A 16,470-nucleotide genomic window follows, 5' to 3' on the forward strand; every position below is an offset into this window, starting at 1 on the left:
TTACTTTTACGCCTGGAGTGGCAGACGTCTTTTTCGCCTGGTGCATGTAGGCGACAAGCAGCAGGGGAAAACCGCCATGCCAGAACATATACAGCCATGCAGTGGATTGTGGTCCTGCGCCAAGCAGGCCGCTGATGGAAAACAGGCCGGGAAAGGTCAGTGCATGTGCTATCGCCATGCAGGCGGTAAACAGATAGGCAGTGGCAAGCATCTGAACCGCCCGCGAACCCAGAATATAAAACTGCCCGAACAACAGCACGGCGGTAATCAGATCGTTGACGACCAGTGCAGACTGGTAAATCGGGATGAAGGCCCATACTTTGCCCAGCGCCAGCTGCGCAAAGGGAACGGCCACGCTGAACAGCACTGCCGAGCCGGCAAACAGGTACAGCATGGCTCTGCGCTGGGATGCTGTGGGAGAGGATGTGACCAGTAGTTCGAAATCATCATTCTCCGGCCAACTTGATTGCCGCATAGGTCACACGCTCCGACCAGAATTGAAACGATATACCCGTTTACCGGGACCGTGCATTTACATTAGGAGCATAGACAAAAGTCCATCGTCTAGCACAGCAACATATCCAGATTGAGCATAGGGTTATGTCAGCAGCCATCGCGGTGGCTAGCTGGCTACCAGCGGATTGATCGTGACCCGATCGAAGCCAGTGACCTGGGGCATGACTGGCAGGTGCAGACATCTGTTTTCGGTAGTGGTTTGATCGGTAGTGGTTTGACCTGATGCACCGGCCTGCATGGCAGACCGGCAGGTACTGACCGATGCCAAGTTGTAAAGCTCCGATCATAACCATGCAGTAAAAAGCCCAGCTGTCAGCTGGGCTTTTTACTTGTGATTTATATTGAGCATATTGCCTATACTCAGCTACTTTAATTTATTCATTTCCAGAGAGCGGAACTTTTTATAATGGTGAAAATTATAAAGTGGGTAGGTGGAATCATTGTGGTGTTATTTGCACTGGGGCTGATGTGGCCAGAAAAAAATGATGGCAAGACGAATGGCAATGACATCGGAAATACGGTTTCTGCTGAAACGCCAATTCCCGGTGCAGCAATGGAGCTGAATGAGGTGGCAGCAAATCCTTCCTCCCGTCAAGTAGAAGTGATACATGACTTTACTATGCCACAGCAAAATGCTATCCGGTCAGCCAAACAATACTTGAACTTTCAAGGATTTTCTCGGGCAGGGCTGATTCAACAACTGTCTTCAGATGCCGGAGATGGTTACACGGTTGCTGATGCCACAGCTGCCGTAGATAGCCTGAATATTGATTGGAATCTGGAGGCCGAGCGATCGGCAAAGCAGTATCTCAGTTTGCAAGGTTTCTCTTGCAAGGGGCTGGTTCAGCAGCTGTCTTCCAGTGCCGGGGAAGGATATACCGTTAGCCAGGCACGCCATGGAGCCAAACAGGCAGGTGTTTGCTGAAACATTCTCAGTAACTGGCAGATTTCACCATCCAGCCTTCATGGCCAGATCAAGCAGGAATTAGGCCTAGCTGGGCAGATCAGCGCTGCTAGTGTCTGTCATGGTCAAGTTATAAGTGCTTATTCCTGCCTGAAGCGACAAGATCAGCCATATTGTTGTTTTTTATTTAATGGTTAAAAATTACCGCAATATTTTTGTGATGTGTACTGATTGGTGTTGATTTATTTCAATTATTGATGAGTTTTTTATGTGCTTTATTTTTTATGGCCAAGCGTCATTTTTTATTGAATTGGGGGGTTGAAATGTTCTCGCATCGACACTATGTACCCATCTTGAAAATGAAACGAGGAGAGCTAGATGCTCTTGTTGGTACCTCGTTACATGAAAAATCTTCGATGACGCCACTGCTGGAGGCATTACTGAATATTGATGAAGGTGAAACCGATCCGACAATCATAGTAGATGCGCTTGGCGACCGGCTAATGCAAGTGGCAAACAAATGGGGCGTTGGCAGAAGTTTCTTTCTGGATTTAAGCTTTTTGGAAGGAGCACTGGCTTGCCTGACTAGCGCACAGCTATGCAGCGTTGTTGGTTCTTGCGTGCCAGAAGCCATCGTGGTGATTCATCACGATATGTCGGCGGTTTTCAAAAGTCAGATGTATGCGCTGGCGCACTCCCAGGGGCGGGGGTGCTGCTTGCGTGTTGCCGATGAAAATGCCCAATGTGCCCATCTGATTCAACAGCTTTTGCAAAGCTTTGAACTTCCCATCGGGTCAATTGATCTGGTACTTGATTTGAGGTCTGTTTTTGGCCAGTCTGCACACATCATCAACTTGAGAACATCAAGTCTGATGAACATGTTCCAGCTGAATGGCTTTAGAACGGTTACATTGGCAGCATCAGCATTTCCATCAGCCTTGTCCCTGGTGATGCAGGCCAATCAGGTGACATTTGTTCGCAGGGATGACTGGTTTAACTGGATAAGCGTGATCAATCAGTCTAACTATACCAGGCTGCCGGCTTTTGGTGACTACAGTATTAATCACCCGGATTTGCCGGAAGGCGGGATTCCTCGTGCCTCCGCCCCTAATCTGCGCTATACGCTTGATGATGCCTGGTATTTGGCAAAGGGACAGGGGCCGCAGTACCACCCGGATGGAAATCGGCAGTTTCACACCTTGTGTCAAGCCTTGGTGGTGTCAGGATATTTTTCCGGTGCTCAATTTAGCTGGGGTGATGGCGAGATAAGCGCTTATGCAACTGGTGCTGCAGCACTGGGAAACACTAATGCGGAAATGTGGCGGAAGATAGGGTTTTCACATCATTTTGCTAAAGTGATATCGCAAATCTAGCTTGATTGCTAGCGCCAGTCAGTGCGGGCTCTCAATGTGGCCCGTACTTCTTCTTTTAATGTATCAAGGTCAATTGTTTTTGTCAGTCGTACCCACAAATCTTTTTTTGGCTTTGATTTTATTCCCTTTGCGGCATGATATTTTTCCAGCAACGAAAATGTTTCTTCTTTCCAAAGTAATTGTGCCAGGGCATAAGGCTCGACTTGATTGTTTATTCTTCCCTTGCGTAGCTGTTTAAGGCGTATGTTGTCACCCTGTTTTTTAGCAATCCATACCCCCCACCATGAGGGGATAAGCATTTTTGCTGCATCTACATGTCGATGGCCAACAACGATGGACGCACGATCACAGATTTTTGAATAATACTGTATCTGGGTTTGTAATCTTGCCAAGGTATCGGCGTCGCTTTTTATTTCAAAAGCACTTATTTCACCGTTGACGACAGCGATGTCGGCTCTGGCCAGGCCTTGGCAAATGCCCAGTTCATCCACAATCAGCGTATCTGGCTCGCTAGCGTGAATGCTGCTTAAGCGGGCTTTTAATTCGGCTCTTATTTCATGGTCACGAAGCATTTATTTTACCTTTCGATACCGCTTTACTATTAGCCGTATCATGGCGATAACTTCCAGTACGGCTCTTATTATGTTACGCGATTTCTATCGATGTTTCATACCTGGCAAAGAAGAAGGATGTGAGCCCTTGATGACTAAGTGCTCGGGATGGCATTTGAAGGTAGGGGATTGATGGTGGCTGATGGAGGCGAATGAAGGTTGAGCGCACCCGGTAGAGCCGGGCCTGTGCTTGTTTATGGGCAGGGCTATCGCGTGATTTTTAGCCGGCTGGGCGGTTTTTTAGAAGAGCGGGGCGTGCTGGCCTGAAATGACTAAGGCCCTTGAATCCATTGGGTTCAAGGGCCTTATGTTTGGTGCCGGCGGCAGGAATCGAACTCGCGACCCCCTGATTACAAGTCAGGTGCTCTACCAACTGAGCTACACCGGCGAAGGGCTGCAATATAGCGTTTCGCCGGTGGCTTGGCAAGCGTCCTAATACATTTTCTTGTGCTTTTTGCTGGCTTTTTTCTTTAGCTTGTTGTTTTTGCTTGATTTATGTGAAATGGGTTTTTGGGTGTTGGCTTTGTGTGCGACCGCCTTGGGAGTTTTGCCGGCTTGGTGAGCGCTGGCCTTCTTGCCGTGGTGTTTGCCATGACTGGCGGCTGCATGGTGTTTGTGGCCTGGTTTACTGGCGTGTTTGCGTGCGCCCTGGTTGCCGGTGGTGCTGGTGCTGTTGCCGTGATGGGCTGGTTTTCTGGCGCTCTTGAGCGGGGTATTTTGCACATCGCCAGGCAGTGGAATGTCTTCGGTTTCGGCATGGGCGATGCCGCCCAGCAGCAGGGCGCCCAGCAGCAGGGCGCGGCCAATAATGGAGTGGTTCATGGTGAGGTCTGGGCCCTTATGGTTGGCCATTCGGCTTGAGGGTCGTGGATACAAGGGGCTAATACTAGCATGGCCAGAGTTGATGGATGTCGCTGTGAATTGTCCTGCGGCGAGGTGGGCTTGCCCTGGCGGCCTGGTATTGCAGCGCGGCCTTGTCGCTACGAGGTGTTGGTGCTGGTGATCGGGGTGTTGCAGATATGTCCTGCACCAGTCTGTTGGTCAGTGGCGGGCCACGTTGATGTTGCTGCCGTGGCCCGGGTTTGTCTGTCGGCATGTGACGCCTACGTATGCCGACGGGTGGCGCTTAGTCCGGTTCGGTCTGGCGATTGGCCTCCATCACGGTGAGCGCAGCCATATTGATGATGCGGCGTACGGTGGAGCTGGAGGTGAGGATGTTGACTGGCGCGTTGACGCCCAGCAGGAAGGGGCCGACGGCGACATTGCTGCCGGCGGCGGTCTTCAGCAGGTTGTAGGCGATATTGCCGGCATCAACATTGGGGCAGACCAGCAGATTGGCTGCGCCCTTCAGGCGTGACATCGGCAGGATGTCCATGCGCAGTGCCTCGTCCAGTGCGCAGTCGCCATGCATCTCGCCATCCACTTCCAGTTCCGGGGCGCGCTGACGGATCAACTCCAAAGCCTGACGCATCTTGCTGCCGGAGGCTGAGCTGCCAGAGCCGAAGTTGGAGCGCGACAGCAGCGCGGCCTTGGGTTTCATGTGCAGCAGGGCCATTTCCTCGGCGGCGGCGATGGTGAACTCGGCAATCTGTTCTGCCGTGGGGTTGTCGTTGACGTGGGTATCCACCAGCGCCACGGTCTGCTTGTCCAGTAGCAGGATGTTCATGGCGGCATAGGTGTCCGAGCCGGCTTTTTTTCCAATCACCTGGTCGATATAGCGCAGGTGGTCGTGATAGCTGCCCACGGTGCCGCAGATCATGCCGTCGGCATCGCCCAGGTGCACCATCATCGCGCCAATCAAGGTCAGGCGGCGGCGCATTTCCACGCGAGCCATTTCCTTGGTCACGCCATCACGGCACATCAGTTCCCAGTAGCTGGTCCAGTACTGGTGGAAGCGTTCGTCGTATTCCGGGTTGGTGACTTCCACGTCCTCGCCCAGGCGCAAGCGCAGGCCGAATTTTTCGATGCGCGCCAGCAGCACTTCCGGACGGCCCACCAGAATGGGGCGCGCCAGTTTTTCATCCACGATGACCTGTACCGCGCGCAGTACGCGTTCGTCTTCGCCCTCGGTAAACACGATGCGGGTCTTGCCGCCATCCCGTACCTGTTTCTTGGCGGCGGCAAACAGCGGCTTCATGAAGCTGCCGGAGTGGTAGACAAACTGCTGCAGCTGCTCGGTGTAGGCATCGAGATTGGCGATGGGGCGGGTGGCCACGCCACTGTCCATCGCTGCCTTGGCTACGGCGGGGGCAATGCGCACGATCAGGCGCGGGTCGAACGGTTTGGGAATCAGGTATTGCGGGCCGAAGGACAGGTCGTAACTGCCATAGGCGGCGGCTACCACTTCGTTCTGTTCTTCTTCGGCCAGGCCGGCAATGGCGTACACCGCAGCCACTTCCATCTCGCGGGTGATGGTGGTGGCACCCACATCCAGCGCGCCGCGGAAGATGTAGGGGAAGCACAGCACGTTGTTGACCTGGTTGGGATAGTCGGAACGGCCAGTGGCCATCACCACGTCGTCACGCACAGCGTGGGCCACTTCCGGCAGGATTTCCGGTGCCGGGTTGGCTAACGCCAGAATCAGCGGGCGGGCGGCCATTTGCGCCACCATCTCGCCCTTGAGCACGCCGCCGGCGGACAGGCCGAGGAAGACGTCGGCACCGTCAATCACTTCGCGTAGGGTGCGGGCGTCGGTGGGCTGGGCAAAGCGGGCCTTGGCCGGGTCCATCAGCACGGTGCGGCCCTGGTAGACCACGCCTTCGATATCGGTCACCCAGATGTTTTCCAGCGGCAGGCCCAGATGCACCATCAGGTCCAGGCAGGTGAGGGCGGCGGCACCGGCGCCGGAGGTGACTACCTTCACCTGGCGGATGTCCTTGCCCACTACCTTGAGGCCGTTGATGAAGGCGGCGGCCACGGTGATGGCGGTGCCGTGCTGGTCATCGTGAAAGACCGGAATCTTCATCCGCTCGCGCAGCTTGCGCTCCACCTCGAAGCATTCCGGGGCCTTGATGTCTTCCAGGTTGATGCCGCCAAAAGTCGATTCCAGGCTGGCGATGATGTCCACCAGCTTGTCCGGGTCGGTCTCGTTGATTTCGATGTCGAACACATCGACACCGGCAAATTTCTTGAACAGCACGGCCTTGCCTTCCATCACCGGCTTGGAGGCCAGTGCGCCGATATTGCCCAGGCCCAGCACGGCGGTGCCGTTGGTGATGACGCCAACCAGATTTGAGCGGGCGGTAAAACGGCTGGCATTGAGCGGGTTGGCCACGATCTCTTCACAGGCGGCGGCCACGCCGGGGGTATAGGCCAGGGCCAGGTCGCGCTGGGTCACCAGCGGCTTGCTGGCGTTGACGGCGATTTTGCCCGGGGTGGGAAATTCGTGGTAATCCAGTGCTGCCTGACGATCGGTGGTGTCCATGTCGCTCTCTGTCTGTGGTTTGGGGTGGCAGGTGTGCCGTACGGGCTTGCCTGTGCTGATGTCGGTCATTCTAGTCAGTAAACATAAGGTGTTTATTTTGAATTACTATCAAGCCATATCATTTACCTTATGAAAAGCTGGCTGAATGACCATGATCAATGCCGAAGAGGTGTTGCGCCGCCTGAGTGCGCGGCTGAAAATGCGCCACTTGATCCTTCTGCTCAATATCCAGCAGCATGGCTCGCTGACCCGGGTAGCTGAACAGATGGCCAGCAGCCAGCCGGCCATCACCAGTGCGCTGGCTGAACTGGAAGGCATGTTTGGCGGAGTATTGTTTGATCGGTCGGTGCGCGGCATGGCCCCTACGGCGCTGGGTAAGCTGGTGCTGGCCCGTGCCCAGGCAATGATTCACGATCTTGGCCACTTGGTGCGCGACATGGAAAGCACAGTGGCCGGTTTTGATGCCCACCTGCATGTGGGGGTGATTCCCTTCATCTCTGGCCGTTTGTTGTCGGCAGCCATCCGTCGCGCCATGCCGGAGGACAGCAAGGGGCTGACCGTTACCATTCACGAAGGCACCAGCGATCAACTGCTGCCGCAATTGCAGGACCACACGCTGGATATCGTGATTGGCCGCGCTTCATCCACGGTGGATCTGGGCGGGGTTGAGTTCAGCCTGCTTTACCGACAGCAGCCACGGCTGATTGCCAGCCGTCGTCTGGCTGCGCAACTGGGCAGGGTAAGGCTGGATTGGGGGCAGCTGGTGAAGCTGGACTGGATTCTTGGTGCACCCAATACCCCGATGCGGGAGCAGGTGGCGGATATCTTTCTGGCGGCCGGTATTGCGCCGCCTGTGCCCATTGTCGAGAGTTATTCTTCCAAGCTGATTGGCGAGATGATTGTGGCCAGCGAGCGGGCAGTTTCCATTGTGCCGGCAGATATTGCAGAAGAGCTGGTGCGCACAACCGGTCTGGCCATCGTGCCGTATTCGTTTGACTGGACTTTGCCGCCGATTGCCATGTTTACCCGTGCGGCTACCCATTCGCGTCCGCTGGCCCGGTTTGCCCAGGCCTTGCTGGAGTTGAGCCGCGAGGGCTGATGTTCCGGCATTGTCTTGTAAAGAAGGCTGACGGCCTCGCCGGTAACATTTACCATGGCGGCATAGGCCCGCGATGACCCTGGCCTGACGGGTCAAGCGACGGGTGTAAAGCCGGGTTGCCGAGCTGAGCATGAATGGGTGGGCCCAAATCGCGCTAGCTAGTGCAGCTTGGCGCGAGTGGGCGGCATCGCCGTCCTGTACCATGCGGCTGAATGCCTATAATCAGCTGACGCATCTTCAGCGGGCGGGACGGTGACGCTGTGGGTTGCGACTGGCCGCCTGGAGGGTGCTTGTATTTTCAAGGCCACAATAAAAACAGCGCACTACCATTCATAAGGCCGTGTATGCAGCAGGGAATGATTGAAAGAATATGGCGCGAGTCCTTGAAGAACTACGCGCTGGGCTTGATGGTTAATCTGGCGGCGACGCTGACCATTAGCTACATCCTGTCTGATGATGCATCCCGTTTTGTCCCGTTGTGGGCAGGAGGTGCGCTGGCGCTGATGCTGGTGCGGTTTCTGCAGTTCCTGCACGCCGCCCGGCGCTACCGGCGCACCCGAACCTTCTTTATTGCCGACAAGTTCTACCTGAGCCTGGGCTTGCTGAGCGCCGGTGGCTTCTGGGCCTGGCTGGGCTGGTGGGGGATTGCCCATTATCAGGGGCCGCAGCAGTTTGCCATTATCGTCATCCTGTCTTCGATGGCCGGCGGGGCCACCGGTACTCTGTCCTCCCTGAGGGTTGCCGGCAAGGCCTATATCCTGCTGCTGCTCTTGCCTACCTGTGTGCGTCTGTTCCAGACCGGCATTCCTTCCTATATCACCCTGGCGGCGCTGGGGGTGGTTTTCTCCGGCGTCATGTTGTTCAGTCACGAAAACAATTACAAGCTGATCCGCCGCAGCGTGGGGCTGGCCTTGTCCAACAAGGAGTTGCTGGATGAAGTGTCCTTGCTGGCCGCCAAGCTGCAATACGAAAACGATACGCTGGAAACACGGGTGGCCGAGAGAAGCAAGGATTTGCTGCGGCTGGCCTATCACGATGAGCTGACCGGCCTGCTCAACCGGCATGGCGTGTCCAATCTGGTGAAGTATTTCGGCATTACACCGGGTAATGTCACGGTTTTTCTCGTTAATCTGGATCGTTTCAAACAGATCAACGACGGCATGGGGCATGAGGCCGGCGACGATGTACTGCGCCAGGTGGCCCAGCGGCTGGAGGCGCTGGCCTCGCGGCTGAGCCGTGACATCTTCAGCAATGTCGATTGCCAGGTGGGGCGGTGGGGCGGGGACGAGTTCATCTTCTATCTGTCGCAGTTGGGAGAAGATTCCCTGACGCCGGAAGACGTGGGTCAGCTTATCCGCAGCGCAATCAATGACCGGTTACAGGTAGCCGGCAAGACGGTTTGCATCAATGCCAGCATTGGTGCGGTTTCCGAAGGGGATTGCGACAACCCCAACAACCTGTTCCAGTATGCCGATATTGCTGCGGGCGAGGCCAAGCGCACCGGCTGCGTGGTGTTTTTCAACCCTGGCATCCGGGCGCAACTGACGCGCAAGTCAATCCTGACGCAGGACTTGCGCATGGCCATTGCCAACCGGCAGCTGTTCATTGTCATCCAGCCTATCGTGGCTGCCACGGATCACCGGCTGGCATCTTTTGAAGTGCTGATGCGCTGGATGCACCCGGAGCTGGGATTGATTTCCCCGGTGGAGTTCATTCCGGTGGCAGAGGAAAGCGGCACTATTGTCGAGCTGGGCGACTGGGTGATCGGGCAGGCCATTGCCGCAGCCAGCCTGTTGCCACCCGCAGATGACGAAGCGGTGAAGGTGGCGGTGAATGTATCGTTGCACCAGCTGTTGCAGGATGATTTTGTCGACAAACTGCTACAGGCCACCAGCCAGGGTTTTAGCGCCGCCAATCTGATCATCGAACTGACTGAAAGCGTGTTTCACGAAAACGAGATTGAAATGGTCAAGCAGGTGCTATTCCGCATCAAGCAGTTGGGGGCGGAAATCCATATCGATGATTTCGGTACCGGTTATTCATCGTTCTCCCGTATCAGCGAACTGCCCATCGATGCCATCAAGATCGACAAGGCCTTTATCCAGTCGGCTGATGAAAAGAATATCGCCATTATTGAAGCTGTGGTGTTCATTGCCCAGCGGCTGAAAATAAGGGTGATTGCCGAAGGCATTGAAACGCTGCAGCAGGCAGAAAGAATGCAGGCACTGGGGGTGAATGAATTGCAGGGCTACTACTTTGGCAAGCCGCAGCCGCCGGTGTTTGCTACCGCATGATGGGCTGCAGGCGGTGTTGTTTGTGCATGCCGACGGTGGGTAGTTGATTGATAGCAGGTCTGCCAGCAGTGGGCAGGCAGACCATGACAAGGTTGTTTTTGCATGCTTGATGCGTTTTTCATTCTGGCCGACAACGCCAGCCCGTTGTTTCTGAGCGGCAGCTACCAGCCCTGGCTGGTGTTGCTGTCGCTGATCGTGGCCATTATTACCTCCATCGTCACCCTGCACATGGCGGGTCTGGCCGCGGATGCCCATGCACCGGGCCTGCGCCAGGTGGCCCTGCTCAGCGGCGCGCTGTTTCAGGGCATAGGCATCTGGGCCATGCATTTCATCGGCATGTTGGCCTTTGATCTGTGCACGACGGTGCGTTACGACCTGCCGCTCACCCTGCTATCCATCCTGCCGGCCTTTTTTTCATCCTGGGTGGCGCTGAATATGCTGTCCTCGCGCACGGTCAGCCGCCACCAGCTATTGGTGGGCGGCGTATTGGTGGGGGCCGGAATCGGCGGCATGCACTATACCGGCATGGCTGCCATGCAGATGGCACCCATCTTGCGTTATGCCCCGGGCTGGTTTTTCATTTCCCTGCTGATTGCCATTGCGCTGGCCACCCTGTCCTTGTGGATACGCTTTGGCTTGCGCCAGCATGCGCGGCTGGGCGAGGGCCGGGCCATTGTGCTCAGCGGCTGCATCATGGGTTGCGCCATTGCCGGCATGCACTATAGCGGCATGCTGTCGGCCCGCTTTATCGGGGTGGCTGACCCCGCCGGCTTGACAGCCAGCAGCGGTAACAACCGCATGGCTACCGTGGTGGCTTTGCTTACCCTGTGTGCCGGTGTGCTGGTGCTGGCTGGCAATACCCTGCTGCGCTATCGCAAGCTGGTGCAGGAAAAGTCGGCCAGCGAAGGGCGGCTGCAGGCGATTGTGGATACCGCAGTGGACGGCATCATCAGTATTGATGCGCGTGGCCGGGTGCTGGAGCTTAATCGTGCCGCCGAGCTGATGTTCGGCTGGCGGGCGGCGGAGCTGGTGGGACGCAATATCAATTTGCTGATGCCGGAACCCTACCATTCCGGACATGATGGCTATCTGGCGCACTATCTGGCCAGCGGTGATGCGCGGGTGATAGGGGTGGGGCGGGAGGTCACTGCCCAGCGCAAGGACGGGTCGGTATTTCCCATTCGCCTGGCGGTGGGCAAGGTGGAGACCGGACGCGAGCCGCTGTTTGTTGGTTTTGTCACCGACATCAGCCAGCGCAATGCCATGGAGCGTGAACTCAAGCAGCGCGAAAGCCAGTATCGCACCCTGATTGCCAATATCCCCGGCGTGGCATTTCGCAGCAGGGTGGATCGCAACTGGAGCAAGATTTTCATCAGCGAAAGCATTGTCGAGTTGTGTGGCTGGGAGGGCAGGCTGTTTCTGGAAGGCAAGATCAGCATGGCCTCCATCATCCACCCGGATGATTTGCAGCGCGTGCGCGATACCATTGCCGAGGCTGTTGCCGGCAAGCGTGCCTATATTGTCGAGTACCGGATATTCCACTTTGATGGTGGTGAGCGCTGGGTGTCGGAAAGTGCCGGCATTGTGTTTGACCATGAGGAACAGCCGCAGTGGATAGACGGGGTGATGATCGATGTCACCGAAAGCCGCCAGCAGGCTGCCGAATACGAAGGGGTGGTGTATGCCATCCGCCGGGCGCTGGCGGTAGTGGAATTCGATATGGAAGGCCATATCCTCACCGCCAATGACAATTTCCTGGCCCTTACCGCTTACCGGCTGGACGAGCTGCAAGGCCAGCATCACAGCATGCTGTGCAAAGGCGACGAGGTAAAATCCGCAGCCTACCAAGCCCTTTGGGCGGACTTGCGTGCGGGCAAGTTTCAGAGCGGAGAATTCCTGCGCTATGGCAAGGATGGACGCGAAGTATGGATCCAGGCAGTGTACAACCCCATTCTGGATATTGATGGCAAACCATGGAAAGTGGTGAAGCTGGCCAATGATCTGACTGACCGCAAGCTGATGGAGCAGGACCTGATGGCCGCGCGCGACCGCGCCGAGCAGGCCGCTGCGGCCAAGGGCATGTTCCTGGCCAATATGAGCCATGAAATCCGCACGCCGATGAATGCCATCATCGGCTTTGCCCAGCTGCTGCTGGATACGCCGCTGAATACTCAGCAACGCCGGCATCTGCAAACCATCAATCAGTCGGCCCGGGCCTTGCTGGGCCTGCTCAACGGCATTCTTGACACCGCCAAGCTGGAGCGCGGTGCGCTGGAACTGGACGAGCTGGATTACTCGCTACGCGAGCTGTGCGGCCAACTGGTAGAGGCCTTCGGCCTGCAGGCGCGCGACAAGCAGTTATGTCTGCAGCTGGACTATGCCGCCGACTGCCCGGCCCAGCTGCATGGTGATGCCCTGCGCATGCGACAGATCCTGACCAATCTGCTGGGTAATGCGGTCAAGTTTACCGAACAGGGCAAGGTGACTTTGCGTGTGGTGCGCCAGGGGGCGCAGATCGTGCTGACCGTCAGCGATACCGGTATCGGCATTGCTCCCGACCGCATCGACAGCATCTTCGCCCCATTCAGCCAGGCCGATGCCAGCATGGCCAGGCGCTTTGGCGGAACCGGCCTTGGCACTACCATTGCCCGCCAGTTGGTGGAGCTGATGGGCGGCAGCATCCATGTCCGCAGCGTACAGGGGCAGGGTAGCGAGTTCGCGGTGCATCTGCCGTTGCAAGAAGCGCAAGGCAGCCAGAGGGCAGTGTCTGCGCCGCTGCCTGCCATCTTGCCGCCACTGCGCGTACTGGCGGTGGATGATGTAGCGGAAAACCTGGAATTGTTGCAACTGATGCTCAGCCGCGAAGGCTTGCAGGTGAGCACGGCCAGTGGCGGTGCAGCAGCGGTTGCGCTACATGCTGCGCATGATTTCGATGTGGTGCTGATGGATGTGCAGATGCCGGATGTCGATGGTCTGGAAGCCACCAGGCAGATGCGGCAGCAGGAAGCCGCCACCGGCCGCAGCTGTACGCCGGTGATTGCGCTTACCGCCAGCGTGCTGAGCCAGGACCGGGTGGATGCCGAAGCCGCCGGCATGAACGGCTTTGCCATCAAGCCGCTGGACATGGCCACCTTGCGGCAGGAAATCGCGCGCGTGATCGGGCTGGCACCGGCAGACAAGGCGGCCAGCGACACTGGCGATCGGGCACTACTGCTGATCGACTGGGCGGCTGCCACTGAGCGCTGGGGTGACAAGGCGCGCCTGAGCGAGCGTATACGCCGCTTCCTGCAGGATTATCAACCGCTGCCGGATAGGCTGTTACAGGCGGATAGCGATAGCTGCCGCCAGCATGCGCACCGGCTGCGCGGGCTGGCGGCCAATCTGGGCTTGATGCAATTGCAGGCACTGGCCGCCACGGTGGAAACAGCTGGCCATTGCAGCGTGGAACAGGCGCAGGCCATGCAGTTGCTGATGGAGCAGGTGGCCGCGGCGGTGCCAACAGCGCAGGCCGGGCTGCCAGCATCTGGCATGCCGTCTGGTGCCGACGGAATACTCGCCGCCGCCTTGCCCTGGTTGCAGCGGCTGTTGGAAGTGTGCCGCCGTGCCAGCCTGGACGATGAGGCCATGCAGGCGTTGGCTGGCCTGCTGCCGGCAGCACAGTGGCAGCCGGTACAGCGGGCACTGGACGATTTCGAGTTTGACGCTGCTGCGGCAGCCGTGGCCGCGCTGCTGCAGCAACTGAACAGCACTTCCGCCAATGGCGGTGAAACGGAAGCACAATGACGCCCATGGACGACAGCCGGCCCATCCTGCTACTGGTGGATGATGAACCAAACAATCTGCAGGTGCTGCGGCATATCCTGCAGGAGCAATACCGGCTGCTGTTTGCCCGCGACGGTGACAAGGCGCTGCAGCTGGCGCGCAGCGAGATGGTGGACCTGATTCTGCTGGACGTGATGATGCCTGGCATGACCGGGCTGGAAGTCTGCCACCAGCTCAAGCAGGACCCGGCCACCGCGGCAGTGCCGGTGATCTTTGTCACCGCCTTGAGCGACAGCCGGGACGAGGCCGAAGGTTTTGCCGCCGGCGGGGTGGATTACATCACCAAGCCGGTCAGCCCTCCCATTGTGCAGGCGCGGGTGCGCACCCATTTGTCACTGGTGCGGGTGGAAGAGCTGGTGGAAACCCGGCTGCAGATCATCCAGCGCCTTGGCCGTGCCGCCGAATTCAAGGATAACGAAACCGGTCTGCACGTCATCCGCATGAGTCACTACTCGCGTGAACTGGCGCTGGCGGCCGGCTGCAGCGCGCGCTTTGCCGACGATCTGCTCAATGCCGCCCCCATGCATGATATCGGCAAGATCGGCATTCCTGACACCATTTTGCAAAAGCCTGGCAAGCTGGATGAGGCCGAGTGGAAGATCATGCGCAGCCATGCCGAAATCGGTGCCCGTATCATCGGGGATGATCGTTCCAGCTTGCTCAGGATGGCCGCCACCATTGCGCTCAGCCATCACGAGCGCTGGGACGGTACGGGTTATCCGCATGGCTTGCAGGGTGAGGTCATTCCACTGGAGGCGCGCATCGTGGCGATTGCCGATGTGTTTGATGCCCTCACCAGCAAGCGGCCCTACAAGCATGCGTGGACGGTGGACGAGGCGTTTGCCCTGATCGAAAGCGAAGCCGGCAAGCACTTTGACCCAGCGCTGGCCCGCTGCTTTCTGGGCCTGCGACCCCAGCTGGAGGCTATCCGTCAGCAGTGGCTGGAAACACTGTAATCCAGCTTTGTGGCAGATGATTCCGCTGATCGCCGGATCATGCGGTGTATTCGGAAATCTCGATCAGGTTTTGATCCGGGTCGCGCAGGTAAACCGAGCGGATCTTGCCGGTGGCCCCGGTCCGGCCTACCGGGCCTTCGATAATGGCCAGGCCTTTTTCCTGCAGGCGGGCCATCACCGTGTCCAGCGGCTGGCTGGCAATGAAACACAGGTCCAGTGCGCCGGGGGTGGGCAGGGCCGCCTTGGGCTCGAACTCCTTGCCCTGCACGTGGATATTGATTTTCTGGCTGCCAAATTTCAGTGCCAGCCGCTCCACCGGCGGGGTGCCGCCAATGAATTTTTCCAGCGTCATGCCCAGGCCGTCACAATAAAACGCCAGGCAGTCATCCAGTCGGGCGGTGGTGAGCACAAGGTGGTCGAGATGGCTGATCATGCGGCAAGACTCCATAAGCAGGTTGGCTGTCCATCTTGCTGTATCTCGCGCTCTCCGGGCAATCCCTGTTTGGCAAGGCAGCAGCAGGCCTCAGGCGACACGCTGCTGTCCTGCCGTGTGCCTAGTGGCTGGCAAAGCGCGCCAGTTCGCGTTCCCAGTCCAGCGGTGCGGTGCGGATGTCGCGGTCCGCGTCGCGGATGGCATCGGCCGGCAGGAACCAGTTGACTTCAAACAGCAGGCCGTCCGGGTCGTGGCCGTACACGCTCTTGAACAGGCCGTGGTCTTCTTCCAGGCCCAGCTTGCCAAGTGCCTGCAACTGGTCGCGAATGCGCTTGAGTTCCAGCAGGGTATCCACTTCCCAGGCCAGATGATAAAGACCGGCCGGCGGCTCGTTGGCTCCCGGAGTTTCACCGCGTGCGCTGAATACCCCCGCGCGTTGCTGGCCCTGATTGCGGGCGAACAAGGCCAGGTCGTGATGGTTGTCCGACTCCGCCGCCTGGGCAAAGAAGGCCTTTTCCGGCTGCGGGCCGGGGGAGGGGTTAAACCCCAGCACTTGCTGGTAGAAGCGGGTGCTGTCGGCAACATCGCTGACATACAGCACCGCGTGGTTCAGGCGTTTGATTCCCATGATGTGCTTTCGTGTGACAAGGGTTTACAGATGGTAGGCACCGTGTTGCTGTGCCAGGTAAGCGGCAATCTGGCGGGCGTCTTGCAGGAAGTGCCGCCCGGCGTGCTGCCTGGCATCGGCCGGTAGCGGGCTGGCCGGGTCCAGAATCAGCACCGGCAGGCTTTGATTCTCTTCGCCCAGCAGGGCTATCACCGGCTGGCGCGGGCGTGGAAACGGCAGACGACGGATTTCAATGCGCTCGGCCAGTGCCGGTTGCACCGCCAGCAGGCCCTCCAGCAGATTGCTGTGCGGGCAGACAAAACGCTGGTCGGCCGGATGATCGGGGCGGGTGAATCCGGGTTCCAGCAAAAACAGGGTGTCGCGGCTCATCAGGCATCTTTCGCGGTAAAAATGGTGTGGCAGCAAGAACC

The 16,470-nt window shown here is 57.8% G+C and carries 13 protein-coding genes and 1 tRNA gene; 6 read left to right on the forward strand and 8 right to left on the reverse strand.

The features are described 5' to 3' along the window. The coding region (locus tag QVF59_RS15795) for an MASE4 domain-containing protein (protein WP_287881192.1) at positions 1–394 on the reverse strand (394 nt) is incomplete at its 3' end. 528 nt (positions 395–922) lie between these two features. Between QVF59_RS15795 and QVF59_RS15800 the strand changes: the two genes are divergently transcribed. Next, complete coding sequence (locus tag QVF59_RS15800) at positions 923–1,441, forward strand: Ltp family lipoprotein (protein WP_287881194.1); 519 nt, start codon at positions 923–925, stop codon at positions 1,439–1,441. 263 nt (positions 1,442–1,704) lie between these two features. Next, positions 1,705–2,793 (forward strand): beta family protein, encoded by a 1,089-nt coding sequence (locus tag QVF59_RS15805; RefSeq protein WP_287881196.1) that lies wholly within the window; start codon positions 1,705–1,707, stop codon positions 2,791–2,793. An 8-nt stretch (positions 2,794–2,801) separates the two neighbouring features. Here QVF59_RS15805 and QVF59_RS15810 read toward each other — a convergent pair whose 3' ends face one another. The 4 genes from QVF59_RS15810 to QVF59_RS15825 all read right to left on the reverse strand — a co-directional run bounded on the left by QVF59_RS15810 (position 2,802) and on the right by QVF59_RS15825 (position 6,828). Then, positions 2,802–3,365 (reverse strand): sce7726 family protein, encoded by a 564-nt coding sequence (locus QVF59_RS15810; protein WP_287881198.1) that lies wholly within the window; start codon positions 3,363–3,365, stop codon positions 2,802–2,804. A gap of 351 nt (positions 3,366–3,716) precedes the next feature. Then, positions 3,717–3,792, reverse strand: a tRNA-Thr gene (locus QVF59_RS15815). 44 nt (positions 3,793–3,836) lie between these two features. Then, complete coding sequence (locus QVF59_RS15820) at positions 3,837–4,226, reverse strand: hypothetical protein (RefSeq protein ID WP_287881200.1); 390 nt, start codon at positions 4,224–4,226, stop codon at positions 3,837–3,839. Positions 4,227–4,530: 304 nt separating this feature from the next. After that, positions 4,531–6,828: an NADP-dependent malic enzyme gene (locus QVF59_RS15825; protein WP_287881202.1), complete on the reverse strand. Its 2,298-nt coding sequence runs from the start codon at positions 6,826–6,828 to the stop codon at positions 4,531–4,533. A 145-nt stretch (positions 6,829–6,973) separates the two neighbouring features. On the opposite strand from QVF59_RS15825, the gene QVF59_RS15830 reads away from it, so the two are divergent. From QVF59_RS15830 to QVF59_RS15845, 4 genes are all read left to right on the forward strand, one after another. After that, the gene (locus tag QVF59_RS15830) at positions 6,974–7,927 is read left to right on the forward strand and encodes a LysR substrate-binding domain-containing protein (RefSeq protein WP_287881204.1); all 954 of its coding nucleotides are present in this window, start codon (positions 6,974–6,976) and stop codon (positions 7,925–7,927) included. 356 nt (positions 7,928–8,283) lie between these two features. Further along, positions 8,284–10,221, forward strand: coding sequence for a putative bifunctional diguanylate cyclase/phosphodiesterase (locus tag QVF59_RS15835; RefSeq protein ID WP_159877324.1), 1,938 nt, complete (start codon positions 8,284–8,286; stop codon positions 10,219–10,221). A 102-nt stretch (positions 10,222–10,323) separates the two neighbouring features. Further along, positions 10,324–14,004: a PAS domain S-box protein gene (locus tag QVF59_RS15840; protein WP_287881206.1), complete on the forward strand. Its 3,681-nt coding sequence runs from the start codon at positions 10,324–10,326 to the stop codon at positions 14,002–14,004. Continuing rightward, entirely contained in the window at positions 14,001–14,999 is a 999-nt protein-coding gene (locus QVF59_RS15845) for a response regulator (protein ID WP_159877320.1), read from the forward strand. Before QVF59_RS15840 ends, QVF59_RS15845 begins: the two co-directional genes overlap by 4 nt. 37 nt (positions 15,000–15,036) lie before the next feature. Here QVF59_RS15845 and QVF59_RS15850 read toward each other — a convergent pair whose 3' ends face one another. From QVF59_RS15850 to QVF59_RS15860, 3 genes are all read right to left on the reverse strand, one after another. Further along, the gene (locus tag QVF59_RS15850) at positions 15,037–15,432 is read right to left on the reverse strand and encodes a VOC family protein (protein WP_159877318.1); all 396 of its coding nucleotides are present in this window, start codon (positions 15,430–15,432) and stop codon (positions 15,037–15,039) included. A gap of 121 nt (positions 15,433–15,553) precedes the next feature. Beyond that, complete coding sequence (locus QVF59_RS15855; RefSeq protein WP_287881208.1) at positions 15,554–16,060, reverse strand: VOC family protein; 507 nt, start codon at positions 16,058–16,060, stop codon at positions 15,554–15,556. Between the two features lie 24 nt (positions 16,061–16,084). Beyond that, on the reverse strand, positions 16,085–16,429 hold the full coding sequence (locus tag QVF59_RS15860; RefSeq protein ID WP_287881210.1) for a DUF3088 domain-containing protein: 345 nt from the start codon (positions 16,427–16,429) through the stop codon (positions 16,085–16,087). Positions 16,430–16,470: the final 41 nt, after the last annotated feature.

Origin of the sequence: Aquitalea sp. (assembly GCF_030150775.1) — a bacterium.
Classification (GTDB): domain Bacteria; phylum Pseudomonadota; class Gammaproteobacteria; order Burkholderiales; family Chromobacteriaceae; genus Aquitalea; species Aquitalea denitrificans.

Bases quoted from the DNA above. Each gene is read 5' to 3' on its own strand.
- QVF59_RS15800 (WP_287881194.1), top strand. From the start codon at position 923: ATGGTGAAAATTATAAAGTGGGTAGGTGGAATCATTGTGGTGTTATTT.
- QVF59_RS15805 (WP_287881196.1), top strand. From the start codon at position 1,705: ATGGCCAAGCGTCATTTTTTATTGAATTGGGGGGTTGAAATGTTCTCG.
- QVF59_RS15810 (WP_287881198.1), bottom strand. From the start codon at position 3,365: ATGCTTCGTGACCATGAAATAAGAGCCGAATTAAAAGCCCGCTTAAGC.
- QVF59_RS15820 (WP_287881200.1), bottom strand. From the start codon at position 4,226: ATGAACCACTCCATTATTGGCCGCGCCCTGCTGCTGGGCGCCCTGCTG.
- QVF59_RS15825 (WP_287881202.1), bottom strand. From the start codon at position 6,828: ATGGACACCACCGATCGTCAGGCAGCACTGGATTACCACGAATTTCCC.
- QVF59_RS15830 (WP_287881204.1), top strand. From the start codon at position 6,974: ATGACCATGATCAATGCCGAAGAGGTGTTGCGCCGCCTGAGTGCGCGG.
- QVF59_RS15835 (WP_159877324.1), top strand. From the start codon at position 8,284: ATGATTGAAAGAATATGGCGCGAGTCCTTGAAGAACTACGCGCTGGGC.
- QVF59_RS15840 (WP_287881206.1), top strand. From the start codon at position 10,324: ATGCTTGATGCGTTTTTCATTCTGGCCGACAACGCCAGCCCGTTGTTT.
- QVF59_RS15845 (WP_159877320.1), top strand. From the start codon at position 14,001: ATGACGCCCATGGACGACAGCCGGCCCATCCTGCTACTGGTGGATGAT.
- QVF59_RS15850 (WP_159877318.1), bottom strand. From the start codon at position 15,432: ATGATCAGCCATCTCGACCACCTTGTGCTCACCACCGCCCGACTGGAT.
- QVF59_RS15855 (WP_287881208.1), bottom strand. From the start codon at position 16,060: ATGGGAATCAAACGCCTGAACCACGCGGTGCTGTATGTCAGCGATGTT.
- QVF59_RS15860 (WP_287881210.1), bottom strand. From the start codon at position 16,429: ATGAGCCGCGACACCCTGTTTTTGCTGGAACCCGGATTCACCCGCCCC.